Raw genomic sequence first — 19,138 nt, 5'->3', positions numbered from 1 at the left:
GCGCCGGGTTGTCGGCGGGTCGGGCGATACGTGCTCGCCTTATGATGCCCAAGGGTGCGGCGGTCTGCGGTGATCAGGGTTTTCGGGCAGCGGGGCCGTGGCGCCGCAGACCGGGCACGCCTCATCGACGGATTGCAGGACGAAGATCAGCTCGCCTTGCAGCGCTTCGGCGCTGCCCTCGAAGCCATTCTCGGAGAGGGCCTTTGCAAAACCCTCCCAAGCCGCTTGCTGGCGCTGCGCGAGAAGATCATCTCGGAGATCGTAAGCCAGCAGGCTCTTGGGATGGTCAGGGCAGCGGGCGAAGCAACCGGCCTCTTCGGCGGCGTGCTCGGCCAGCTGGCCCCAGTCGCTCAAGCCAGCCCCAGCTTCTCGCGGACGCCCTTGGAGACCTCTTCGATCGGGGCGAGGCCGTCGGTGCGCTGGTAGAGGCCCTTGGCGTAGTAGTAGCCAACCAGCGGCGAGGTCATTTTGTAGTAGGCCATGAGCCGGGTCTTGAGGCTCTCTTCGTTGTCGTCGGCGCGGGCTTCGCCGCCGGCGGCCACGGCCTCGCGGGCGCGGTTGAGGATGCGCTCGACGAGCGCCTCGTCGTTCACCCGCAACTCAAGCGCCAGATCGAGGCTCTGGCCCATCTCCTCGAGCAGCTCACCGAGGGCATCGGCTTGCTTCAGGGTGCGGGGGAAACCGTCGAAGATGTAGCTCTTCTCGGGGGCCTCTTCGAGTTTCTCGCGGATCAGGCCGATGACGATCTCGTCGGTCACGAGGTCGCCACGATCCATCACTTCGGCAACCTTGTTGCCCATCTCGGTGCCCGAGGTGCGCGCGGCGCGAAGCATGTCTCCGGTCGAGAGCTGCACCATGCCCTCGCTCTCGACGAGGATTTTGGCTTGCGTGCCTTTGCCCGCTCCGGGCGGTCCGAGAAGTATGATGTTCATCGCCGGGCTGTCCCCCTCCGGTTGCGACCTCCACGCTTTTTACCGCGAAGCTGCGAGCGCTCAATGAGATTTTCGTACTGGTGTGCCAGCAGATGCGACTGGACCTGCTGGATGGTGTCCATGCCGACCGACACGATGATCAGGATCGAGGTGCCGCCGAAGTAGGCGGTGATCCCGAGGCCGCCGCGCACCATTTCAGGCAGCAGGCAGACCAGCGCCAGATAGGCGGAGCCGAGCACGAGGATGCGGTTGACGACATACTCGAAGTATTCGGCGGTGCGCTTGCCAGGGCGGATGCCGGGCACGAAGCCGTTCTGGTTTTTCAGGTTGTCGGCCACGTCGTCTGTCTTGAACGAGACGTTGTGGGTGTAGAAGTAGGTGAAGAACACGATCATGGCCGCGAAGAACAGCAGGTAGAGCGGCTGTCCGGGGCCGAAGTAGGCGAGGATGGTGCTCATGACCGGGCCGGTCTGGTTGCCGGAGAAGGTGCTGACCGTGGTGGGTAGCAGCAACAGCGAGGAGGCGAAGATCGCCGGGATCACGCCCGCCGGGTTGACCTTGATCGGCAGGTGCGAGGAGCCGCCATCATAGACCTTCATGCCGACCTGACGGCGCGGGTACTGGATGTGGATCTTGCGCAGCGACCGCTCCATGAAGACCACAAAGGTCAGCACGGCGACGATCATCACCAGCACGCCGATCACCACCCCGCCCGAGATTGCCCCGGTCTGGCCTTGCACGAAAAACTGCGCCAGCGCGCCGGGCAGCTCGGCGACGATGCCGACGAAGATGATGAGCGAGATGCCGTTGCCGATGCCGCGTGCGGTGATCTGCTCACCCAGCCACATCAGGAACATGGTGCCGCCGACCAGCGTGATAACGCAGGAGGCGATGAAGAACAGGCCCGGATCGGCGACGAAGGGCACGCCGTCGGCGGAACCGTTCTGCAGCGACACGGCGAGGCCGTAGGCCTGGAAGGTTGCCAGCGCCACGGTGCCGTAGCGGGTGTATTGGTTGATCTTCTTGCGGCCCTGCTCGCCCTCTTTCTTCAGCTGCTCAAGCGCTGGCACCATCGCCGTGAGAAGCTGCACGATGATCGAGGCGGAGATGTAGGGCATGATGCCGAGGGCGAAGATGCCCATCCGGCCGATGGCGCCGCCGGTGAACATGTTGAGTACGCCGCCGAGGCCCTGCGTCGCCTGCTCCATGAAGGCCCGCAGCGCGGTGCCGTCGATGCCGGGGACGGGAATGTAGGTGCCGAGGCGATAGATGATCAGCAGCCCGATGGTGAAGAAGATCCGCTGCCGAAGCTCCGGGGCCTTGCCGATGGCCCCCCAGCTCATGTTGGCGGCCATTTGCTCTGCTGCTGATGCCATGGGGTGTGCTCTTTTCGTTATGCCGATGCGCCGCCGGGCCCTGTCAGGACCGGCGGCGCATGTGTGTCATTAGCCATGTAGGGGCCAGCGCCGCCTTGGGCAACCGTGTTACTCGGCGGCCTGCGCGGTCGTGACCGAAAGCGAGCCGCCGGCTTTTTCGACGGCCTCGATGGCCGACTTGGAAGCACCGGTGACAGAAAGCGCGACCTTGGCGGTCAGCTCGCCCTTGGCGAGGATGCGCACACCGTCGAGCTTGCGGCGCACGAGGCCGGAGGCCACCAGTGCGTCTTCGTCGATGGTGCCCTTGGCGTCGAGCTTCTTGGCGTCGATGAATTTCTGGATCAGGCCGAGGTTGATCACGGCGAACTTCTTGCGGTTCGGCTTGTTGAAGCCGCGCTTGGGAAGACGCTGGTAGATCGGCATCTGGCCGCCCTCGTAGCCATTGATGGCCACACCCGAACGCGACTTCTGACCTTTGATACCGCGGCCGGCAGTTTTGCCTTTGCCGGAGCCGGGGCCACGGCCCACGCGCTTTTTGTTGAAGGTCGAGCCGTCGGCGGGACGGAGTTCATTGAGTTTCATGTCGCTTCTCCTTGGCCGGACGCGCCCCCGAAGCGATATGGGCGGCCACGGCATTTTTGGTTTGGGTCTTGGGTCGTGAATCGGGCCCATTTCGGGCCACCGGGGGCGTATAGCGGCGGCGGGCGGGGCGTTCAAGCCTTTCCTCGCTGGGGTTCGGCCCGCCCGCGAGGGGCTTGTCGGCGCCCACCGCCGGGTTCTTTAAGGCTTGGCCACGTGCCAGACACCGCCCACGCCATCGCCGGTCATGTCGCCCGGCGCCGCGTCACCTGCCCAGAGGTAGAGCGGCGCGCCGTTGTAGGTGATCTGCTTGGTGCCGTCGCGGCGCTCGGTCAGGGCGAAGCCCTCGGGCAGAGACGCACCCTCTTCGGCCAGCACGGGCGGCCAGCTGCCAGCGCAGCCATCGTAGCAGTTGGAGGTCGAGCCCTCGTCGTTGTCGAAAGTGTAGAGGGTCATCTGCTCGGCATCGACCAGAACGGCCGTGCCGTCGATCTCGGCGCTGCCGACGGGCGCGCCACCGTGGCCGTCGGCCAGGGCGGCGCCGGGGATGAGGATGAGGGCGAGAAGGGAAAGCTTGGTCATTTGAATGTCTCCGTGTCTATGCCAAGTGGGCGCCTGCACTGTGCAGACACCTCCCTTACGTCCCGGCTTCGCGATTTATTCGGCAGGTTTGCGAATTTTCTTTTGGATCATTTTTTGTGCGCTTGACGCAATCACGGCCCAACAAGCGGGCAATGCGCGAACTGACGCATAAAATGGCAGCTTCCGAAAAGGTTGCCGCTTTTCTTTGCGCCTCTCCAAGGCTCTTTGCCCTGCAACCAAACCGAGGAGGGGACAGAGATGGTTGGTGCAGATACCGCTTGGATCATTGTGGCAACGGCTCTGGTGCTGCTGATGACGCTGCCGGGGCTGGCGCTGTTTTACGGCGGGCTGGTGCGCGCGCGGAACGTGCTCAGCGTGTTCATGCATTGCTACGCGATTGCTTGCCTGATGAGCGTGCTCTGGCTGGTGGCGGGCTACTCCATCGCCTTCGGCGAGGCCACGAGCTGGTGGGGCGGCTATGACAAGATGTTCCTCGCGGGCGTCACCACCGACAGCCTCGCAGGCACGCTGCCCGAGGTGTTGTTCTTCGCCTTCCAGATGACCTTTGCGATCATCACCCCGGCGTTGATCGTCGGCGCCTATGTGGAGCGGATCGGCTTTGGCTTCGTGCTCCTCTTTTCCGGCCTCTGGATGCTGCTCTGCTACGCGCCGGTAGTGCACTGGATCTGGGGCGGCGGGTTTCTGGCCGATGGCGGGATCTTCGGTGAGACCGGGGTTAAGGACTTTGCCGGCGGGATCGTGGTGCATGAGACGGCGGGCATAGCCGCGCTTATCCTCGCCGCGGTGCTGGGCCGCCGGAAGGATGACAACAAGCCGCCGCACAACCCCGGTTACGTGGTGATCGGTGCCTCGCTTCTCTGGGTCGGCTGGTTCGGCTTCAACGGTGGCTCGCAGCTCGCGGCGGACGGTGGCGCGGCGATGGCGCTAACCGTCACCCACCTGAGCGCCGCCACAGCAACGCTGACATGGGCCCTCTGGGAGAAGATCAAGTATGGCAAGGCCTCAGTTGTCGGAGCCGTAACCGGCACCATCGCGGGCCTCGCCTCGATCACCCCGGCTTCGGGCTTCGTGGGGCCAGTGGAGGCGCTGATCATCGGCGGCGTCGCGGGCATCCTCTGCCAAGAAGCGGTGGGGCTGATCCGCAACAAGATCCGCATCGACGATACGCTCGATGTGATGGCGGTGCACGGCGTGGGCGGCATCTTTGGCACCATCATGATAGCCGTGTTCGGCGCGGGCAGCTGGGCCGCGCAGCTGGGCAGCCTCGTGATCGTCGGCATTTTCACCACGGTCGTGACCTTTGCGCTGATCTACATCTGCCGCCTCGTCACCCCGCTGCGGGTGGATGAAGAGACCGAGTTCAACGGGCTCGACCTCGCGGTGCATGGAGAAAGCGCCTACGACCACGCCTCCTGAGGCCTCTGCAAATGCGCAACGCCCCGGCCGGATCGTGCCGGGGCGTTTGCCGTTCATTGACTTTCAACCCATTGCCCCTCATATGGCCCCCAGTGCCGCACCCGACGCGTGAGCGGGGCAGCGGGCGCCATAGCGGCCCGCACGGCAGTTTCTACCAACATGGTTCCCACATCACGCGGGGGGTCAGACGCCACGCGGTCCTTCGGGCAATCCGGCCCGGGAGAGACGCAGTTGGCGCAACCCGTGAGTGATCCCCGGCCGCAAGGGGCCGGGACGCTTTGCACGTGCGAGGGCAATAGGGCCCCCGCCGAAAGGACATTCTTTTGGATTTCGACATGCTGGGCCTTCCGCCCAAACTGCTCGCCAACCTGGCCGAGCTGAACATCACCAAGCCGACCCCGATCCAGACCAAGGCCATCCCCCACGCGCTCAACGGGCGCGACGTGATGGGCCTTGCCCAGACCGGCACCGGCAAGACCGCCGCCTTTGGCCTGCCGCTGCTGGCCACCCTGCTGCGGATGGAGGGGCGCCCTGCCCCCAAGACCACCCGTGGCCTGATTCTCGCGCCGACCCGCGAGCTTGCCACCCAGATCCTCGACAACCTGCGCGCATATGCCGATGGCACCCAGGTGCGGGTGCAGCTTGTCGTGGGGGGCAAATCGCTCAACGCGCAGGCCGACCGGCTGAGCCGTGGCTGTGACTTGCTGGTCGCCACGCCGGGCCGGCTCATCGACCTGATCGAGCGCAAGGCCATCCGCCTGAACGAGACCCGCTTTCTGGTGCTCGACGAGGCGGACCAGATGCTCGACATGGGCTTCATCCACGCGCTGCGCCAGATCGCGCCGCTGCTGAACCCCGAGCGCCAGACCATGCTTTTTTCGGCCACCATGCCGAAACTGATGGAAGAGCTCTCCAAGTCCTACCTCACCGACCCGGTGAAGGTGGAAACCGCGCCTCCGGGCAAGCCTGCCGAGAAGATCGAGCAATGCGTGCACTTCGTTCAGCAGGACGACAAGCTGCCGCTGTTGATCGAGCATCTGGCCGCCCACCCGAAGGAGGCGGCGCTGGTCTTTGCCCGCACCAAGCACGGTGCCGAGCGGCTGAAAAAGAAGCTGGAGCAGGCAGGCTTCGCTGCAGGCTCCATTCACGGCAACAAGAGCCAGGGCCAGCGTGACCGGGCGCTTACCGCTTTCCGCGAAGGCGAGCTTCTGGTGCTGGTCGCCACCGATGTGGCGGCGCGGGGCATCGACATTCCGGCAGTGCGCTACGTGTATAACTACGAGCTGCCGAACGTGCCGGACAACTACGTGCACCGCATCGGCCGGACCGCCCGTGCGGGCCGCGACGGCACTGCCGTGGCCTATTGCGCGCCGGTCGAGATGGGCGAGCTGAAGGACATTCAGAAGGTCATCGGCCGTGAGATCACCGTGGCCTCCGGCGAAAGCTGGGTGCCCGAGAAGCGCCCCGCCCGCTCCGGCAAGGGCGGCGGCGGTGGCCGACGTCGCGGTGGCGGCGGTGGTGGTGCCGGACGGGGCAAGCCCGCGCATGCTGCTGCCCCCTCGGCCAAGCCGCAGGGCCAGAAGCGCCGCAGGCCCCGGCGCCGGGGCAAAGCCGCCTCCTGAACAGCAAAACGCCCCGGGTCATCCCCGGGGCGTTTCGCGTTTCTGGGCCGTGAGGCGGCTCAGGTCTCCATCTCGTGGTACCAATCGCCAAACTTGACCTCGGAGGTGTCGGCCACGAGGGCGGCAAAGGCCTCGGGGTCCTGCGTTCCGTCATCCCGCCCGCGATAGTGGTAGGGATAGACGTAAGTCGGCGCGAACTCCTTCACCGCGGAGGCGGCCTGCTCGGCGGTCATGGTGAAGGGCAGGTTCATGCAAACGAAGGCGAGGTCGATATCTTCCAGCGCGCGCATCTCGGGGATGTCTTCGGTGTCGCCCGAGACATAGGTGCGGAACCCGTCGATGGTGAGCACGTAGCCGTTGTCGCGCCCCTCGGGATGAAAGTCGGTCCGGCCCTCGGTGATGTTGTAGGCCGGGATCGCGTCGATCGCGACGCCGTTCCACTCGGTGCTCTCGCCGTTGGCCAGCACTTCGTCGGGCGCCATGTCGGCCAGCTTTTCGGCGACCGCCGGGTTGGTGATCAGGTGGGCCTCGCCCTTGATCGCCGCCAGCGTCTCGGCGTTGAAGTGGTCGCCGTGCTCATGGGTGACGAGAATGAGATCGGGTGCGGGGAAGTCGGCGTAGGCGGCGGCATCGCCCACCGGGTCGACGTAGATGGTGCCTGCGGGGCTCTCCATCACGAAGCTGGCGTGATCAACCGGGTGGATGGTGATCGAACCGTTTGCGGTTTCGAACATGTCGCCGCCATGCGCCTCTGCGCGCAGGGCATAGGGCAGAACGGTGATGGCCCCGGCGCTGGCAGCGACGGTGGCCAGGAAGGTACGTCTGGTCTGGGTCATTTCGAGCTGTCCTCTCCTGTTGATGTCAGGAGAGATAGGGCGGCTGACCCTGCGGCAAATGACTTTTTCGTAAGTCAGGCGCAGCTTCTGTGCGGATAGGCGAAGATCAGCCGCGAGTCTGGCGCAGGTAATCGGACCAATGCGGGCAGGGCTGAGACTTGAGGCCACGGGTCATGAGGGCGACAAGAGCGAAGAGGCGGGACATGGGAGTCTCCAAAATGGTTGCTTTTCAGGCAGCCAGATACGCCGGATGCCAGCCGGGCGACCACAGTTGAAACCGCAATGCCGCATTGCAGAAAACGCAGGGCTGGACGGGATGCGCGGCCCCTACCGGAAGAGCGGAGAGTCCGTTTTCACCACGCCCTGATAGCACTCCAGCCCGCGCCGGGCGATCTCGCCCTCGACGGCGCGGCGCTCATAAGCGTTCTCGGTCTTCTCCTGCCCATGTTGGAGCTGGCAGAGATACTGGTCGGGGTAGGCCATCACAGCATCGGCGCCCCGGTCCTTGGAGCAGGCGGCGAGGGCGAGGGGGAGGAGAATGAGGAGGCGGGTCATGGTGCTGCTCGGTTTTGTTGGTTCGTTTTGGTCACCCTACAGCGAGCGTGAAACGAAAACACCCCGGCTCTTGCGAACCGGGGTGCTCTATTCTGGTCGGCGGTTGATCCGCCGGATCGCTTAGCCGCGCTCTTCGATGATCTCGACGAGGTGCGGGATCTTGGCGACCATGCCGCGGATCGAGGGGGTGTCCTCCAGCTCGCGGGTGCGGTGCATCTTGTTCAGGCCCAGACCGATCAGCGTTTTGCGCTGGATTTCGGGGCGGCGGATCGGGGAGCCGATCTGCTTGACGACGATCGTTTTTGCCATGTCTCGCTCTCCTTACGCTTCAGCGGCTTCTTCGGCCGGCGCGTCTTCGGGCTTCTTGAGGATGTCGGCCACCTTCTTGCCGCGACGCTGCGCGACCATGCGGGGGCTGTTTTCCTTCGTCAGGCCGTCGAGCGTGGCGCGGATCATGTTGTAGGGGTTCTGCGAACCGATCGACTTGGCGACCACGTCCTGCACACCGAGCATCTCGAAGACGGCACGCATCGGACCACCGGCGATGATACCGGTACCGGTCGGTGCGGTGCGCATCACGACGCGGCCAGCGCCCCAACGACCTTCGATGTCGTGGTGCAGGGTGCGGCCTTCACGGAGCGGCACGCGGATCATCTGGCGCTTGGCTTGCTCGGTGGCCTTGCGGATCGCCTCGGGCACCTCTTTGGCCTTGCCCTTGCCGAAGCCCACGCGGCCCTTCTGGTCGCCGACCACGACGAGCGCGGCGAAGCCGAAGTTCTTGCCGCCCTTGGTCGTCTTCGACACGCGGTTGATCGCCACGAGGCGATCGGCGAACTCGGGGGTTTCCTCACGGTCGCGGCGCGGGCCGCGGCGGTTGTTATCACGTTCTGCCATCTATGGCGTCCTTTTCATGGTCGGCGCTGGGCCGGTTGTCTCCGATCGCGGTGGACCTGACTTTCATCACGTGCCCCGGATCATCGGAGGGGCAAACGCGCTGCCCCTCGCAGGTCTTGTCGGATGGGCCTGAGCCCACCGCTTAGATCTTCAGACCACCCTCACGGGCAGCATCGGCGAGTGCCTTGACCTTGCCGTGGAACAGGAAGCCGCCACGGTCAAAATAGGCCTCTTCGACGCCGGCCTTCTTGGCACGCTCGGCAATCGCGGCGCCCACCTTGGTGGCGGCCTCCACGTTGTTCTTGCCGACCACGCCCAGATCCTTCTCCAGAGTGGAGGCGGAGGCCAGGGTCACGCCCTGCACGTCGTCGATCAGCTGCACGCTGATGTTCTTGTTCGAGCGGTGGACGGAGAGCCGCACGCGGCCCGCGTTCACCTTGCGAAGCTTGCTCCGGACGCGCATGCGGCGCTTCTGGAACAGTTGGCGTTTGGTGTTTGCCATGTGTCCGGTCCTTACCTCTTGCCTTCCTTGCGGAAGATGTACTCGTCTTTGTACTTGATGCCTTTGCCCTTATAGGGCTCCGGCTTGCGCCATTCGCGGATGTTAGCCGCGACCTGGCCGACGAGCTGCTGGTCTGCGCCTTCAACGATGATCTCGGTCTGCTTGGGGCAGGTCACGGTCACACCCTGGGGCACGTCGAAGTTGACTTCGTGCGAGTAGCCCAGCGACAGCTTCAGGGTGTTGCCCTGCATCTGCGCCCGGTAACCCACGCCGTTGATCTCCAGCTCCTTCTTGAAGCCGTCGGTCACGCCCTGGACGAGGTTGGCCACCATCGTGCGGCTCATGCCCCACTGCTGGCGGGCACGCTTGGAGCTGCCACGCGGCTGCACCGAAACGGCATTGTCCTCGACCGAAAGGGTCACGTCGTCAGTTGCGGTGAAGGTCCGGGCGCCCTTGGGGCCCTTCACTTCGATGGTCTGGCCGGACACCGCCGCGGAAACACCGCTGGGCAGCTCGACCGGTCGTTTACCAATACGAGACATTGCAGGGCCTCCTTAGAAGACGGTGCAAAGCACCTCTCCGCCAACATTGGCAGAGCGGGCATTTGCATCGGACATGACGCCGCGCGAGGTCGAGACGATGGAGACGCCAAGGCCCTGACGGACCGAGGGGATGTCGCCGACGCCCATGTAAACCCGACGACCGGGCTTGGACACGCGCTTGAGTTCACGGATCACCGGGGTGCCTTCGTAGTACTTCAGGCTGATCTCGATTTCCGGGTGGGCGGTGCCTTCAACCGGCTCGTAGCCGCGGATGAAGCCTTCGTCGGCCAGAACATCGAGAACCCAGGCACGCAGCTTGGAAGCGGGCGTGCGGACGGTGGACTTGCCACGCATCTGCGCGTTGCGGATGCGGGTCAGCATATCGCCGAGAGGATCGTTCATCTCATACCCTCCTTACCAGGACGACTTGACCATGCCGGGGATCTGGCCGTTGGAGGCCAGCTCGCGCAGCATGATACGAGACATCTTGAGTTTACGGTAATACGCCTTCGGACGACCGGTGAGCTGGCACCGGTTGTGCAGGCGGGTGGCCGAGGAGTTGCGGGGCAGTTTGGCCAGCTTCAGCCGGGCCTTGAACCGCTCTTCCATCGGTTTGCTCTCGTCATTCGCGATCTCTTTCAGAGCGGCACGCTTGGCGGCATATTTCTCCACCAGCTTCTGACGCTTCTTCTCGCGTTCGATCATTGCTTTCTTTGCCATGGTCGTTTCCTCAGCTGGTGAAGGGCATGTTGAATTGCTTCAACAGCGCCTTGGCTTCCGCATCCGTCTGAGCGGTGGTGCAGATGATGATGTCCATGCCCCAGACTTCGTCGACCTTGTCGAACTCGATCTCGGGGAAGACGATGTGCTCTTTCATGCCCATGGCGTAGTTGCCGCGGCCGTCAAAGCTTTTGCCCGACACGCCGCGGAAGTCGCGGATACGGGGCATGGCGATGGTGATGAGACGGTCGAGGAACTCGTACATCCGCTCACCGCGCAGGGTCACCTTGGCGCCCAGCGGCATCTCTTCACGCACACGGAAGCCGGCGATGGATTTCTTGGCCTTGGTCACCATGGCCTGCTGGCCGGCGATCTTGGTCAGGTCTTCCTGGGCCGACTTGGCCTTCTTGCTGTCGCGCACGGCTTCGGCACCACAGCCGATGTTGAGCACGATCTTGTCGAGACGCGGGATCTGCATGTCGTTCTTGTAGCCGAACTCTTCTTTCAGAGCGGCACGAACGGTGTCAGCGTAGAACGTCTTAAGACGGGGGGTGTAGCTGGCGGCATCAAGCATCGATCACGTCTCCCGTGGTCTTGGCGTAGCGCACTTTCTTGCCATCCTGATCCTTGAAGCCCACGCGCGTGGCTTTGCCGTTGGCATCCACGTAGGAGAGGTTCGAAAGATCGATCGGCATGGCGAGAGGCACGCGGCCGCCCTGGGTGTTCTGGCCCTGGCGCTGGTGACGGATGGCCATGTTCAGCCCTTCCACCACGGCCTTGCCGGCCTTCGGGTCAACCGACTGGATCTCGCCGGTCTTGCCCTTGTCCTTGCCGGTGAGCACGACAACCGTGTCACCCTTCTTCAGTTTCGCGGCCATCTTACAGCACCTCCGGGGCGAGCGAGATGATCTTCATGAAGTTCTTCGAGCGAAGCTCGCGAACGACTGGGCCGAAGATACGGGTCCCGACAGGCTCGTTGTTGTTGTTGAGGATGACGGCGGCGTTGCGATCGAAGCGGATCGCGGTGCCGTCTTCGCGACGCACTTCCTTGGCGGTGCGAACGACAACGGCTTTACGCACGTCGCCCTTCTTCACGCGGCCGCGCGGGATGGCTTCCTTCACGGAGACGACGATGATGTCGCCTACCGAAGCGTACTTACGCTTGGAACCACCCAGGACCTTGATGCACTGAACCCGGCGGGCGCCGGAGTTGTCAGCAACATCCAGATTGGTCTGCATCTGGATCATTAGGTTTCTCCCGACCTATGGGGGCTTTTCTTGTTAGCTCCCCCAGGGTTTCGCTCAAACCGGAAGGTCTGGCAGCTTAGGCTGTCAGAACCTCCCAGCGTTTCGTCTTCGACTTCGGCGCGCATTCCTGAATGCGCACGGTGTCGCCCACCTTGAAGGTGTTCTGCTCGTCATGAGCACGGTATTTCTTGGACTTCCGGACGGTCTTGTGCAGCAGCGGGTGCTTGAAGCGGCGCTCGACGAGCACGGTCACGGTCTGTTCGTTCTGGTCGCTGGTCACGACGCCTTGCAGGATACGCTTGGGCATCTGTTACGCCTCCGCCTTGGCTTTTTCGTTGAGGATCGTCTTCACACGGGCCACGTCACGACGGACGGTGCGCATGCGGGCGGTGTTTTCGATCGAGCCGCCAGCCTGCTGGAAACGCAGGTTGAAGGCTTCTTTCTTGAGGTCGACAAGAGCATCGCGGAGCTGGTCCGGCGTCTTGTCACGCAGTTCCTGGGCGTTCATCGCCTATTTCCTTTTTCAACATTCACCGGAGGGCCCCGCATCATGGGTGACCCCGCGCCCGGTGGAGTTCACGTGGTGAAGGCCCGCCCTATAGGGGGGAATCAACGGCGTGGCAAGGGGTTTTGGCCGTTACTGCCCGCGGCCGGCGAATATGGCGAGCAACGCGGGGCTCCGCAGCGCGATGCCAAGCCACATGAAAAGCCCGAGATAGACCCCGAAGAGGGTGTGGGAAGCAAGCGGCATTTCGGCCCGGAGCTGGCTGGCGATGGCACCTCCGAGCAGCCCCGTCATCAGGATGCCGCCTAGCAGGGCCGTGCGCGGGTAGAGCACCAGAAGCGTGAACGCCAGCTCCATCAGCCCGATCAGCAGGAGGTATTTGACCGGGTAGCCGATCTGCTCCAGCGGCGCGCGGGCAGCCTCCAGCCTGAGCAGCTTCGGCGCGACCGAGGCCCCAAGCATGAAGAGAGCGAAGAGGGCAAGGATGATCCAGCCAGCGAGTTTCATGAAGGGCCTCCGGTTTGTGGCATTGGCTACCATCCATTTGCGTTGATCTCAACCCTTATTGCAGTCGGTCCGGACTTCCCCCGCTGCGGGCCGGGTGCTAACCCAGCCTCAACCCCAACACCGGAGGCCCCCATGCCCGAAATCTCCTCCCTCTTCGTCACCCGCCTCTACCGTGCGGCCCTCTCAGAGCATGGTCCGAAGGTTGATCAGGACGAGCTGGAAGCGAGCTGCTTCACCATCGCCGAAGATGACGAGGCCGGGCAGGAATGGTGTGAGGAGAACGGCTATCCGGGCTACACCTCCTATGCCTCCCTCTCCGACCTCCCCTGGCGCTTTCCGATCTTCAAGGCGCTGGCCAAGTCGCTAGATGCCCACGTCGCCGCCTTTACTGAAGACCTGCAGCTGGACCTCGACGGGCGGGCGCTGGTGCTTGAAGACCTGTGGATCAACATCCTCCCCGAAGGCGGCTCCCACGGCTCCCACATCCACCCCCACGCCGTGATCTCGGGCACCACCTACGTGTCGATGCCCGAAGGCACCTCGGCGCTGAAGCTGGAAGATCCGCGCTCCGCCCGGATGATGGCCGCCCCGATGCGCCGGAAGGGATGCCGAGAGGAGTTGAAACGCTTCGTTTCGGTGGCGCCCGCGGTGGGGGACGTGTTGCTCTGGGAAAGCTGGCTGCGCCATGAGGTGCCGATGAACATGGCCGAGGAGGAGCGGGTCTCGGTGAGTTTCAATTATCGGTGGGAGTGAGAAGAAGGCACGCTACCGTTTTGACCACTCGTGTAGTGGCCCCGATCTCTCGGCGGTGGATTGCAGCTACATAATGGCGAGGGCCAAGGGTTAGTGTCAGTTCTCGAGTTCCCATATCTCGACGCACTGAAGCTCATAAATGGCGTACCAGAGCATCGTGGCGACGCCCGCGGTGACGATGGCGACACAAGCAATCAGAACCGAAAGACGTGCGCGGGACAGGCGGTTGCGCAGCACAATACCAGCAGCCAAGCACACAAAGGCGCCTAGGAGCAGTGTCACCACCACGGGCCAGTCGAGTGCGGCCTCAACGCATTCCACATAGGTCATTGGTTGGATCTTCCCAAATGCGAACCCCCGCCAGATCGCTCTGACGGGGGTTTGCTTGTTTCAATCATGATCGGTGCCGAAGTGGCCGATCACCAATCTTCGCGAACGATGGTCCGGGTCTTGATCGGCAGCTTCATCGCGGCGAGGCGCAGGGCTTCGCGGGCGACTTCATCGCTGACGCCGTCGATCTCGAACATCACGCGGCCGGGCTTGACCTTGGCGGCCCAGAAATCCACCGAGCCCTTACCTTTACCCATCCGGACTTCAACCGGCTTGGAGGTGACGGGCAGATCGGGGAAGATCCGGATCCAGACACGGCCCTGACGCTTCATGTGGCGCGTCATGGCACGGCGGGCGGCCTCGATCTGGCGCGCGGTGATGCGCTCGGGCTCGATCGCCTTCAGGCCGTAGGTGCCGAAGTTCAGGTCAGACCCGCCCTTCGCCTCGCCCTTGATGCGGCCCTTGTGCATCTTGCGGAATTTAGTGCGTTTGGGTTGCAGCATTCTTCCGTCTCCTTACCGGTCGCGGCGGGGGCGCGGGCCGCCGCCTTCCTGGAGCTCCTGGGCTTTGCGATCACGGGCCGAAGGATCGTGCTCCATGATCTCGCCTTTGAAGATCCAGACCTTGATGCCGATGATGCCGTAGGGCGTGGAGCCTTCGGCGTGGGCATAGTCGATGTCGGCGCGCAGGGTGTGAAGCGGCACGCGGCCCTCACGATACCACTCGGTCCGGGCGATCTCGGCGCCGCCAAGGCGGCCCGCGACGTTGACCCGGATGCCCAGGGCACCCATGCGCATGGCGTTTTGCACCGAGCGCTTCATGGCACGGCGGAACGACACCCGGCGCTCGAGCTGCTGCGCGATGCTTTCGGCCACCAGAGCAGCGTCCAGCTCGGGCTTGCGAACCTCAACGATGTTGAGGTGCAGCTCGCTGTCGGTCATGTTCGCCAGCTTCTTGCGCAGGGTTTCGATATCGGCGCCTTTCTTGCCGATGATCACGCCCGGACGCGCAGTGTGAACGGTCACCCGGCACTTGCGGTGCGGGCGCTCGATGATCACACGGCTGACGCCGGCCTGCTTGCACTCTTCCTCGATGAACTCGCGGATCGCGATGTCTTCGAGCAGAAGGTTGCCGTAGTCCTTGGTGTCGGCGTACCAGCGGCTGTCCCAGGTGCGGTTCACCTGAAGCCGCATGCCGATCGGATTGACTTTCTGACCCATCAGGCTTGCTCCTCGATCTGGCGGACCTTGATGGTCAGTTCAGCAAACGGCTTGACGATGCGGCCAAAGCGGCCACGGGCACGCGGGCGACCGCGCTTCATCGTCATGTTCTTGCCGACCCAGGCCTCAGCGACGATCAGCTCGTCGACGTCCAGGTTGTGGTTGTTCTCGGCGTTGGCGATGGCGGACTGAAGACATTTCTTCACGTCCACGGCGATCCGCTTCTTGGAGAAGGTGAGATCGGCCAGGGCCTTCTCGACCTTTTTGCCGCGGATCATCGCAGCGACGAGGTTCAGCTTTTGCGGCGAGGTCCGAAGCATGCGGGCCTTGGCCAGCGCCTCGTTGTCTTCCACGCGGCGGGGATTCTTGTCCTTGCCCATGGTTACTTCCTCTTCGCTTTCTTGTCTGCGGCGTGGCCGTAGTAGGTGCGAGTCGGCGAATACTCACCGAACTTCTGGCCGATCATGTCCTCGGTCACGTTGACCGGGATATGCTTTTTGCCGTTGTAGACGCCAAAGGTGAGCCCCACGAACTGGGGCAGGATGGTGGAGCGGCGCGACCAGATCTTGATGACCTCGTTGCGGCCCGACTCTCGGGATTTCTCGGCCTTCTTGAGGACATAGCTGTCGACAAACGGGCCTTTCCAAACAGAACGCGACATGTGTTAGCGACCCTTCTTCCTGGCGTGACGCGAGCGGATGATCAGCTTCTGCGACGCCTTGTTCTTGTCACGGGTGCGGCGACCCTTGGTGTCCTTGCCCCACGGGGTAACCGGGGTCCGGCCACCGGAGGTGCGGCCTTCACCACCACCATGGGGGTGGTCGATCGGGTTCATCGCGACACCGCGCACGGAGGGGCGCTTGCCCATGTGGCGGACGCGTCCGGCCTTGCCGAGGTTCTGGTTCGAGTTGTCGGGGTTCGACACGGCGCCAACGGTGGCCATGCATTCCTGACGCACGAGACGCAGTTCGCCGGAGCTGAGCCGGATCTGGGCGTAGCCACCGTCACGGCCGACGAACTGGGCGTAGGTGCCCGCGGCGCGTGCGATCTGGCCACCCTTGCCGGGCTTCAGCTCGATGTTGTGAATGATGGTGCCGATCGGCATGCCGATGAACTGCATCGCGTTGCCCGGCTTCACGTCGGCCTTGGCCGAAGAGACCACCTTGTCGCCAACGGCGAGGCGCTGGGGGGCAAGGATGTAGGCCTGCTCGCCGTCCTCATACTTGATGAGGGCGATGAAGGCGGTGCGGTTGGGATCGTATTCGATCCGCTCGACGGTCGCCGAAACGTCCATCTTGGTGCGCTTGAAATCAACGATGCGATAGAGACGCTTCGCCCCGCCGCCACGACGGCGGGCGGTGATCCGTCCGGTGTTGTTCCGGCCGCCCTTCTTGGTCAGGCCCTCGGTGAGGGACTTGACCGGACGTCCTTTCCACAGCTCCGAACGGTCGATCAGAACCAGCCCACGCTGGCCCGGCGTCGTCGGTTTGTACGACTTGAGTGCCATGTTAACTGTCTTCCGTTTTCTGTGCGGGCGGCGCAGGCGCTGCCCTGATGTTATAGGCCCCCGTAGGTGCCCGATGGGTGTGCCGTTTCCGGCAAAAGCGACGGCCCCGGACGAATCCGGGGCCGATCGGATGCGGTCTCTTATTAGAGCCCGGTGCTTACGTCAATCGTGTTGCCCTCTTCGAGCGTCACGTAGGCCTTCTTAACGTCCTTGCGCTTGCCGGGCTGGCCGCGGAAGCGCTTGGTCTTGCCCTTCGTGATGGTCGTGTTCACGGCCTTCACCTTCACACCGAAGAGCGCCTCGACGGCCTCCTTGATCTGGGGCTTGTTCGCGTCGATTGCGACCTCGAAGACCACGCCGTTCGCCTCGGAGGCCATGGTGGCCTTTTCGGTGATGACGGGCTTCACGATCACGTCGTAATGTTCTGCCTTGGCGCTCATTTCAGACGGGCCTCCAGGGCTTCGACACCGGCCTTGGTGAGGACCAGGGTGTCACGCTTCAGGATGTCGTAGACGTTGGCGCCCATCGAGGGGAGCACGTCCACGCCGGCGAGGTTGGCAGCGGCCTTGGTGAAGTTCTCGTTCAGCTCGGCGCCATCGATGATGAGCACCTTCTTCCAGCCGAGTTCTTTCACCTGCTTGGCGAGCAGCGAGGTCTTGGCTTCGGCCATCACGGCCTCGTCCAGCACCACCAGCTTGCCCTCTGCCGCCTTGGCGGAGAGTGCGTGCTTCAGGCCGAGCGCACGGATCTTCTTGGGAAGATCGTGGCCGTGGCTGCGCGGGGTCGGACCCTTGTAGATACCACCCTTGCGGAAGATCGGCGCGTTGCGGTCACCGTGGCGTGCGCCGCCGGTGCCCTTCTGGCGATAGATCTTCTTGGTCGAGTAGCTCGTCTCGGAGCGGGTCTTGACCTTGTGCGTACCGGCCTGCGCCTTGTTGCGCTGCCAGCGGACGACACGATGCAGGATGTCGGCGCGGGGCTCGAGGCCAAAGACCTCATCACCCAGATCGACCGACCCGGCCTTGCCGCCGTCCAGTTTGATCACGTCGAGTTTCATTCGTCACCGTCCTTCTTCTCGTCGGCTGCGGGGGCATCGCCCTCGTCGGCCTTGTCGGCTTCGATCGATGCTTCAGCCTCTTGCAGCGCAGCAGCTTCGGCGGCCGCAGCCTCCTCGGCCAGGCGCTTCTCTTCGGCTTCGGCCTCGGCGGCAGCAGCGGCGGCGGCTTCTTCAGCGGCCTTCGCGGCTTCCTCGGCGGCGGACTTCAGCGCGGCGGGAAGAATGGCGTTCTCGGGGAACGGCTTCTTCACCGCATCCTTGATCGTCACCCAGCCACCCTTGGAGCCCGGAACGGCGCCCTTGACCATGATCAGGCCACGGTCGCTGTCCGTGCGGACCACCTGAAGGTTCTGGGTGGTCACGCGGGCGGCGCCCATGTGACCGGCCATCTTCTTGCCCTTGAACACGCGGCCCGGGTCCTGACACTGGCCGGTGGAGCCGTGCGAACGGTGGGAGATCGACACACCGTGGGAGGCCCGCAGGCCACCGAAGTTGTGCCGCTTCATCGCACCGGCAAAGCCTTTACCGATCGAGGTGCCAGAGACATCGACGAACTGACCTTCAAAGTAGTGGTCGGCAGTGATTTCCTCGCCCACTTCGATCAAGTTCTCGGGGTCCACGCGGAACTCGGCCAGCTTGCGCTTGGGGGCCACCTTGGCCGCCGCGAATACACCGCGCATCGGCGCGGAGGTGCGCTTGGCCTTGGCCGTGCCAGCGCCGAGCTGAACGGCGGAGTAGCCGTCGGTCTCGGCGGTGCGCTTGGCCACCACCTGCAGGTTGTCGAGTTGCAGAACCGTCACCGGGATCTGCTTGCCATCTTCCATGAAGAGCCGGGTCATGCCGACCTTCTTTGCGATCACTCCAGAGCGCAACATACCAATGCCCTCCCTTAGACCGAGATCTGAACGTCCACGCCGGCGGCGAGGTCGAGCTTCATGAGCGCGTCCACGGTCTGCGGGGTGGGGTCGATGATGTCGAGCAGACGCTTATGGGTGCGGATCTCCCACTGGTCACGGCTCTTCTTGTCGATGTGCGGGCCGCGCAGAACGGTGAACTTCTCGATCTTGTTCGGCAGCGGGATGGGCCCGCGCACCTGCGCGCCGGTCCGCTTGGCGGTGTTGACGATTTCCTGGGTGCTGGCGTCCAGCACGCGGTAATCGAACGCCTTCAGGCGGATACGGATATTCTGGCTTTGAATGGCCATTTTTGCGTTCCTTTACGATTGAGAGGAGGGGCGAAAGACCCGCCCCTCTTCGAACCGGTTTCAAGTATTGCCGGCGGCCCAAACCGCCGGCGCTCTTATCTGATCGTCGAGATCACTCGATGATCTTGGAGACGACGCCTGCGCCGACGGTGCGGCCGCCTTCGCGGATGGCGAAGCGGAGGCCGTCTTCCATGGCGATCGGGGCGATCAGCTCAACGGTGAACGACACG

33 protein-coding genes are annotated in these 19,138 nt (G+C 63.8%); 3 read left to right on the top strand and 30 right to left on the bottom strand.

What is annotated here, in order from left to right; translation table 11 throughout:
- Window positions 1–39 precede the first annotated feature (39 nt).
- The 5 genes from KUV38_RS18475 to KUV38_RS18455 all read right to left on the bottom strand — a co-directional run bounded on the left by KUV38_RS18475 (window position 40) and on the right by KUV38_RS18455 (window position 3,469).
- Window positions 40–354, bottom strand: coding sequence for a hypothetical protein (locus KUV38_RS18475; RefSeq protein ID WP_222471702.1), 315 nt, complete (start codon window positions 352–354; stop codon window positions 40–42).
- Window positions 351–932, bottom strand: coding sequence for an adenylate kinase (locus KUV38_RS18470; protein ID WP_222471701.1), 582 nt, complete (start codon window positions 930–932; stop codon window positions 351–353). The genes KUV38_RS18475 and KUV38_RS18470 overlap by 4 nt, the downstream gene beginning before the upstream one ends.
- The gene (gene secY / locus KUV38_RS18465) at window positions 929–2,308 is read right to left on the bottom strand and encodes a preprotein translocase subunit SecY (protein WP_222471700.1); all 1,380 of its coding nucleotides are present in this window, start codon (window positions 2,306–2,308) and stop codon (window positions 929–931) included. Before secY ends, KUV38_RS18470 begins: the two co-directional genes overlap by 4 nt.
- Before the next feature lie 108 nt (window positions 2,309–2,416).
- Entirely contained in the window at window positions 2,417–2,890 is a 474-nt protein-coding gene (rplO, locus tag KUV38_RS18460) for a 50S ribosomal protein L15 (protein ID WP_222471699.1), read from the bottom strand.
- Between the two features lie 198 nt (window positions 2,891–3,088).
- Entirely contained in the window at window positions 3,089–3,469 is a 381-nt protein-coding gene (locus KUV38_RS18455; RefSeq protein WP_222471698.1) for a hypothetical protein, read from the bottom strand.
- Window positions 3,470–3,727: 258 nt separating this feature from the next.
- Here KUV38_RS18455 and KUV38_RS18450 point away from each other — a divergent pair, with 258 nt between their 5' ends.
- Window positions 3,728–4,906 (top strand): ammonium transporter, encoded by a 1,179-nt coding sequence (locus tag KUV38_RS18450; RefSeq protein WP_222471697.1) that lies wholly within the window; start codon window positions 3,728–3,730, stop codon window positions 4,904–4,906.
- A 323-nt stretch (window positions 4,907–5,229) separates the two neighbouring features.
- The gene (locus KUV38_RS18445; protein ID WP_261385462.1) at window positions 5,230–6,528 is read left to right on the top strand and encodes a DEAD/DEAH box helicase; all 1,299 of its coding nucleotides are present in this window, start codon (window positions 5,230–5,232) and stop codon (window positions 6,526–6,528) included.
- Window positions 6,529–6,587: 59 nt separating this feature from the next.
- Here KUV38_RS18445 and KUV38_RS18440 read toward each other — a convergent pair whose 3' ends face one another.
- The 14 genes from KUV38_RS18440 to KUV38_RS18375 form a co-directional block, all read right to left on the bottom strand.
- Window positions 6,588–7,364, bottom strand: coding sequence for an MBL fold metallo-hydrolase (locus tag KUV38_RS18440; protein ID WP_222471696.1), 777 nt, complete (start codon window positions 7,362–7,364; stop codon window positions 6,588–6,590).
- A gap of 327 nt (window positions 7,365–7,691) precedes the next feature.
- Window positions 7,692–7,919 (bottom strand): hypothetical protein, encoded by a 228-nt coding sequence (locus tag KUV38_RS18435; protein WP_222471695.1) that lies wholly within the window; start codon window positions 7,917–7,919, stop codon window positions 7,692–7,694.
- A gap of 120 nt (window positions 7,920–8,039) precedes the next feature.
- Window positions 8,040–8,228, bottom strand: a complete 189-nt coding sequence (rpmD, locus tag KUV38_RS18430) for a 50S ribosomal protein L30 (RefSeq protein ID WP_074257817.1) — start codon at window positions 8,226–8,228, stop codon at window positions 8,040–8,042.
- A gap of 12 nt (window positions 8,229–8,240) precedes the next feature.
- Window positions 8,241–8,813 (bottom strand): 30S ribosomal protein S5, encoded by a 573-nt coding sequence (gene rpsE, locus KUV38_RS18425; protein WP_222471694.1) that lies wholly within the window; start codon window positions 8,811–8,813, stop codon window positions 8,241–8,243.
- 142 nt (window positions 8,814–8,955) lie between these two features.
- The gene (gene rplR / locus KUV38_RS18420; RefSeq protein ID WP_222471693.1) at window positions 8,956–9,315 is read right to left on the bottom strand and encodes a 50S ribosomal protein L18; all 360 of its coding nucleotides are present in this window, start codon (window positions 9,313–9,315) and stop codon (window positions 8,956–8,958) included.
- 11 nt (window positions 9,316–9,326) lie between these two features.
- The gene (gene rplF, locus KUV38_RS18415) at window positions 9,327–9,857 is read right to left on the bottom strand and encodes a 50S ribosomal protein L6 (RefSeq protein WP_222471692.1); all 531 of its coding nucleotides are present in this window, start codon (window positions 9,855–9,857) and stop codon (window positions 9,327–9,329) included.
- Between the two features lie 12 nt (window positions 9,858–9,869).
- Complete coding sequence (gene rpsH / locus KUV38_RS18410) at window positions 9,870–10,259, bottom strand: 30S ribosomal protein S8 (protein ID WP_222471691.1); 390 nt, start codon at window positions 10,257–10,259, stop codon at window positions 9,870–9,872.
- Window positions 10,260–10,271: 12 nt separating this feature from the next.
- The gene (gene rpsN, locus KUV38_RS18405) at window positions 10,272–10,577 is read right to left on the bottom strand and encodes a 30S ribosomal protein S14 (protein WP_222471690.1); all 306 of its coding nucleotides are present in this window, start codon (window positions 10,575–10,577) and stop codon (window positions 10,272–10,274) included.
- A 10-nt stretch (window positions 10,578–10,587) separates the two neighbouring features.
- Window positions 10,588–11,151, bottom strand: coding sequence for a 50S ribosomal protein L5 (gene rplE, locus KUV38_RS18400; protein ID WP_222471689.1), 564 nt, complete (start codon window positions 11,149–11,151; stop codon window positions 10,588–10,590).
- Window positions 11,144–11,455 carry a 50S ribosomal protein L24 gene (gene rplX / locus KUV38_RS18395; protein ID WP_222471688.1) on the bottom strand — a complete coding sequence of 104 codons (312 nt, stop codon included), beginning with the start codon at window positions 11,453–11,455 and terminating at the stop codon, window positions 11,144–11,146. Before rplX ends, rplE begins: the two co-directional genes overlap by 8 nt.
- Window position 11,456: 1 nt before the next feature.
- Window positions 11,457–11,825, bottom strand: coding sequence for a 50S ribosomal protein L14 (gene rplN / locus KUV38_RS18390; protein WP_074257809.1), 369 nt, complete (start codon window positions 11,823–11,825; stop codon window positions 11,457–11,459).
- Window positions 11,826–11,901: 76 nt separating this feature from the next.
- The gene (gene rpsQ / locus KUV38_RS18385; RefSeq protein WP_074257808.1) at window positions 11,902–12,132 is read right to left on the bottom strand and encodes a 30S ribosomal protein S17; all 231 of its coding nucleotides are present in this window, start codon (window positions 12,130–12,132) and stop codon (window positions 11,902–11,904) included.
- Between the two features lie 3 nt (window positions 12,133–12,135).
- A complete protein-coding gene (gene rpmC / locus KUV38_RS18380) occupies window positions 12,136–12,333 on the bottom strand; it encodes a 50S ribosomal protein L29 (RefSeq protein WP_140012679.1) in 198 nt (65 codons plus the stop codon).
- Between the two features lie 129 nt (window positions 12,334–12,462).
- Window positions 12,463–12,837, bottom strand: coding sequence for a DoxX family protein (locus KUV38_RS18375; RefSeq protein WP_222471687.1), 375 nt, complete (start codon window positions 12,835–12,837; stop codon window positions 12,463–12,465).
- A gap of 132 nt (window positions 12,838–12,969) precedes the next feature.
- On the opposite strand from KUV38_RS18375, the gene KUV38_RS18370 reads away from it, so the two are divergent.
- A complete protein-coding gene (locus tag KUV38_RS18370; protein WP_222471686.1) occupies window positions 12,970–13,590 on the top strand; it encodes a TIGR02466 family protein in 621 nt (206 codons plus the stop codon).
- A 96-nt stretch (window positions 13,591–13,686) separates the two neighbouring features.
- Here KUV38_RS18370 and KUV38_RS18365 read toward each other — a convergent pair whose 3' ends face one another.
- From KUV38_RS18365 to KUV38_RS18315, 11 genes are all read right to left on the bottom strand, one after another.
- The gene (locus KUV38_RS18365; protein WP_222471685.1) at window positions 13,687–13,920 is read right to left on the bottom strand and encodes a hypothetical protein; all 234 of its coding nucleotides are present in this window, start codon (window positions 13,918–13,920) and stop codon (window positions 13,687–13,689) included.
- Between the two features lie 89 nt (window positions 13,921–14,009).
- Window positions 14,010–14,423, bottom strand: coding sequence for a 50S ribosomal protein L16 (gene rplP, locus KUV38_RS18360; RefSeq protein ID WP_222471684.1), 414 nt, complete (start codon window positions 14,421–14,423; stop codon window positions 14,010–14,012).
- A gap of 12 nt (window positions 14,424–14,435) precedes the next feature.
- On the bottom strand, window positions 14,436–15,140 hold the full coding sequence (gene rpsC / locus KUV38_RS18355) for a 30S ribosomal protein S3 (RefSeq protein WP_222471683.1): 705 nt from the start codon (window positions 15,138–15,140) through the stop codon (window positions 14,436–14,438).
- Window positions 15,140–15,520, bottom strand: coding sequence for a 50S ribosomal protein L22 (gene rplV / locus KUV38_RS18350; protein WP_222471682.1), 381 nt, complete (start codon window positions 15,518–15,520; stop codon window positions 15,140–15,142). The genes rpsC and rplV overlap by 1 nt, the downstream gene beginning before the upstream one ends.
- 2 nt (window positions 15,521–15,522) lie before the next feature.
- Entirely contained in the window at window positions 15,523–15,801 is a 279-nt protein-coding gene (gene rpsS / locus KUV38_RS18345; protein ID WP_074257799.1) for a 30S ribosomal protein S19, read from the bottom strand.
- 3 nt (window positions 15,802–15,804) lie between these two features.
- On the bottom strand, window positions 15,805–16,647 hold the full coding sequence (rplB, locus tag KUV38_RS18340; RefSeq protein WP_222471681.1) for a 50S ribosomal protein L2: 843 nt from the start codon (window positions 16,645–16,647) through the stop codon (window positions 15,805–15,807).
- A gap of 143 nt (window positions 16,648–16,790) precedes the next feature.
- On the bottom strand, window positions 16,791–17,087 hold the full coding sequence (locus KUV38_RS18335) for a 50S ribosomal protein L23 (RefSeq protein ID WP_222471680.1): 297 nt from the start codon (window positions 17,085–17,087) through the stop codon (window positions 16,791–16,793).
- The gene (gene rplD, locus KUV38_RS18330) at window positions 17,084–17,704 is read right to left on the bottom strand and encodes a 50S ribosomal protein L4 (RefSeq protein ID WP_222471679.1); all 621 of its coding nucleotides are present in this window, start codon (window positions 17,702–17,704) and stop codon (window positions 17,084–17,086) included. The genes KUV38_RS18335 and rplD overlap by 4 nt, the downstream gene beginning before the upstream one ends.
- Complete coding sequence (rplC, locus tag KUV38_RS18325; RefSeq protein WP_222471678.1) at window positions 17,701–18,579, bottom strand: 50S ribosomal protein L3; 879 nt, start codon at window positions 18,577–18,579, stop codon at window positions 17,701–17,703. Before rplC ends, rplD begins: the two co-directional genes overlap by 4 nt.
- A 14-nt stretch (window positions 18,580–18,593) precedes the next feature.
- Window positions 18,594–18,902, bottom strand: a complete 309-nt coding sequence (gene rpsJ, locus KUV38_RS18320; RefSeq protein WP_074258233.1) for a 30S ribosomal protein S10 — start codon at window positions 18,900–18,902, stop codon at window positions 18,594–18,596.
- A gap of 118 nt (window positions 18,903–19,020) precedes the next feature.
- Window positions 19,021–19,138, bottom strand: a 118-nt coding sequence (locus KUV38_RS18315; RefSeq protein ID WP_222470894.1) for a hypothetical protein, incomplete at its 5' end; no start/stop codon positions are given.

Origin of the sequence: Vannielia litorea, from assembly GCF_019801175.1 — a bacterium.
GTDB classification, from domain to species: Bacteria; Pseudomonadota; Alphaproteobacteria; order Rhodobacterales; family Rhodobacteraceae; genus Vannielia; species Vannielia litorea_B.
The sequence above is the reverse complement of the archived record's forward strand: the minus strand, read 5'-3'. Positions and strand labels throughout refer to the sequence as shown.

What these genes read in the sequence shown, in the direction of transcription:
- KUV38_RS18470 (WP_222471701.1), bottom strand. Translation starts at nt 932, where the DNA reads ATGAACATCATACTTCTCGGACCGCCCGGAGCGGGCAAAGGCACGCAA.
- secY (WP_222471700.1), bottom strand. Translation starts at nt 2,308, where the DNA reads ATGGCATCAGCAGCAGAGCAAATGGCCGCCAACATGAGCTGGGGGGCC.
- rplO (WP_222471699.1), bottom strand. Translation starts at nt 2,890, where the DNA reads ATGAAACTCAATGAACTCCGTCCCGCCGACGGCTCGACCTTCAACAAA.
- KUV38_RS18455 (WP_222471698.1), bottom strand. Translation starts at nt 3,469, where the DNA reads ATGACCAAGCTTTCCCTTCTCGCCCTCATCCTCATCCCCGGCGCCGCC.
- KUV38_RS18450 (WP_222471697.1), top strand. Translation starts at nt 3,728, where the DNA reads ATGGTTGGTGCAGATACCGCTTGGATCATTGTGGCAACGGCTCTGGTG.
- KUV38_RS18440 (WP_222471696.1), bottom strand. Translation starts at nt 7,364, where the DNA reads ATGACCCAGACCAGACGTACCTTCCTGGCCACCGTCGCTGCCAGCGCC.
- KUV38_RS18435 (WP_222471695.1), bottom strand. Translation starts at nt 7,919, where the DNA reads ATGACCCGCCTCCTCATTCTCCTCCCCCTCGCCCTCGCCGCCTGCTCC.
- rpmD (WP_074257817.1), bottom strand. Translation starts at nt 8,228, where the DNA reads ATGGCAAAAACGATCGTCGTCAAGCAGATCGGCTCCCCGATCCGCCGC.
- rpsE (WP_222471694.1), bottom strand. Translation starts at nt 8,813, where the DNA reads ATGGCAGAACGTGATAACAACCGCCGCGGCCCGCGCCGCGACCGTGAG.
- rplR (WP_222471693.1), bottom strand. Translation starts at nt 9,315, where the DNA reads ATGGCAAACACCAAACGCCAACTGTTCCAGAAGCGCCGCATGCGCGTC.
- rplF (WP_222471692.1), bottom strand. Translation starts at nt 9,857, where the DNA reads ATGTCTCGTATTGGTAAACGACCGGTCGAGCTGCCCAGCGGTGTTTCC.
- rpsH (WP_222471691.1), bottom strand. Translation starts at nt 10,259, where the DNA reads ATGAACGATCCTCTCGGCGATATGCTGACCCGCATCCGCAACGCGCAG.
- rpsN (WP_222471690.1), bottom strand. Translation starts at nt 10,577, where the DNA reads ATGGCAAAGAAAGCAATGATCGAACGCGAGAAGAAGCGTCAGAAGCTG.
- rplE (WP_222471689.1), bottom strand. Translation starts at nt 11,151, where the DNA reads ATGCTTGATGCCGCCAGCTACACCCCCCGTCTTAAGACGTTCTACGCT.
- rplX (WP_222471688.1), bottom strand. Translation starts at nt 11,455, where the DNA reads ATGGCCGCGAAACTGAAGAAGGGTGACACGGTTGTCGTGCTCACCGGC.
- rplN (WP_074257809.1), bottom strand. Translation starts at nt 11,825, where the DNA reads ATGATCCAGATGCAGACCAATCTGGATGTTGCTGACAACTCCGGCGCC.
- rpsQ (WP_074257808.1), bottom strand. Translation starts at nt 12,132, where the DNA reads ATGCCCAAGCGTATCCTGCAAGGCGTCGTGACCAGCGACCAGAACGAA.
- rpmC (WP_140012679.1), bottom strand. Translation starts at nt 12,333, where the DNA reads ATGAACGCCCAGGAACTGCGTGACAAGACGCCGGACCAGCTCCGCGAT.
- KUV38_RS18375 (WP_222471687.1), bottom strand. Translation starts at nt 12,837, where the DNA reads ATGAAACTCGCTGGCTGGATCATCCTTGCCCTCTTCGCTCTCTTCATG.
- KUV38_RS18370 (WP_222471686.1), top strand. Translation starts at nt 12,970, where the DNA reads ATGCCCGAAATCTCCTCCCTCTTCGTCACCCGCCTCTACCGTGCGGCC.
- KUV38_RS18365 (WP_222471685.1), bottom strand. Translation starts at nt 13,920, where the DNA reads ATGACCTATGTGGAATGCGTTGAGGCCGCACTCGACTGGCCCGTGGTG.
- rplP (WP_222471684.1), bottom strand. Translation starts at nt 14,423, where the DNA reads ATGCTGCAACCCAAACGCACTAAATTCCGCAAGATGCACAAGGGCCGC.
- rpsC (WP_222471683.1), bottom strand. Translation starts at nt 15,140, where the DNA reads ATGGGTCAGAAAGTCAATCCGATCGGCATGCGGCTTCAGGTGAACCGC.
- rplV (WP_222471682.1), bottom strand. Translation starts at nt 15,520, where the DNA reads ATGGGCAAGGACAAGAATCCCCGCCGCGTGGAAGACAACGAGGCGCTG.
- rpsS (WP_074257799.1), bottom strand. Translation starts at nt 15,801, where the DNA reads ATGTCGCGTTCTGTTTGGAAAGGCCCGTTTGTCGACAGCTATGTCCTC.
- rplB (WP_222471681.1), bottom strand. Translation starts at nt 16,647, where the DNA reads ATGGCACTCAAGTCGTACAAACCGACGACGCCGGGCCAGCGTGGGCTG.
- KUV38_RS18335 (WP_222471680.1), bottom strand. Translation starts at nt 17,087, where the DNA reads ATGAGCGCCAAGGCAGAACATTACGACGTGATCGTGAAGCCCGTCATC.
- rplD (WP_222471679.1), bottom strand. Translation starts at nt 17,704, where the DNA reads ATGAAACTCGACGTGATCAAACTGGACGGCGGCAAGGCCGGGTCGGTC.
- rplC (WP_222471678.1), bottom strand. Translation starts at nt 18,579, where the DNA reads ATGTTGCGCTCTGGAGTGATCGCAAAGAAGGTCGGCATGACCCGGCTC.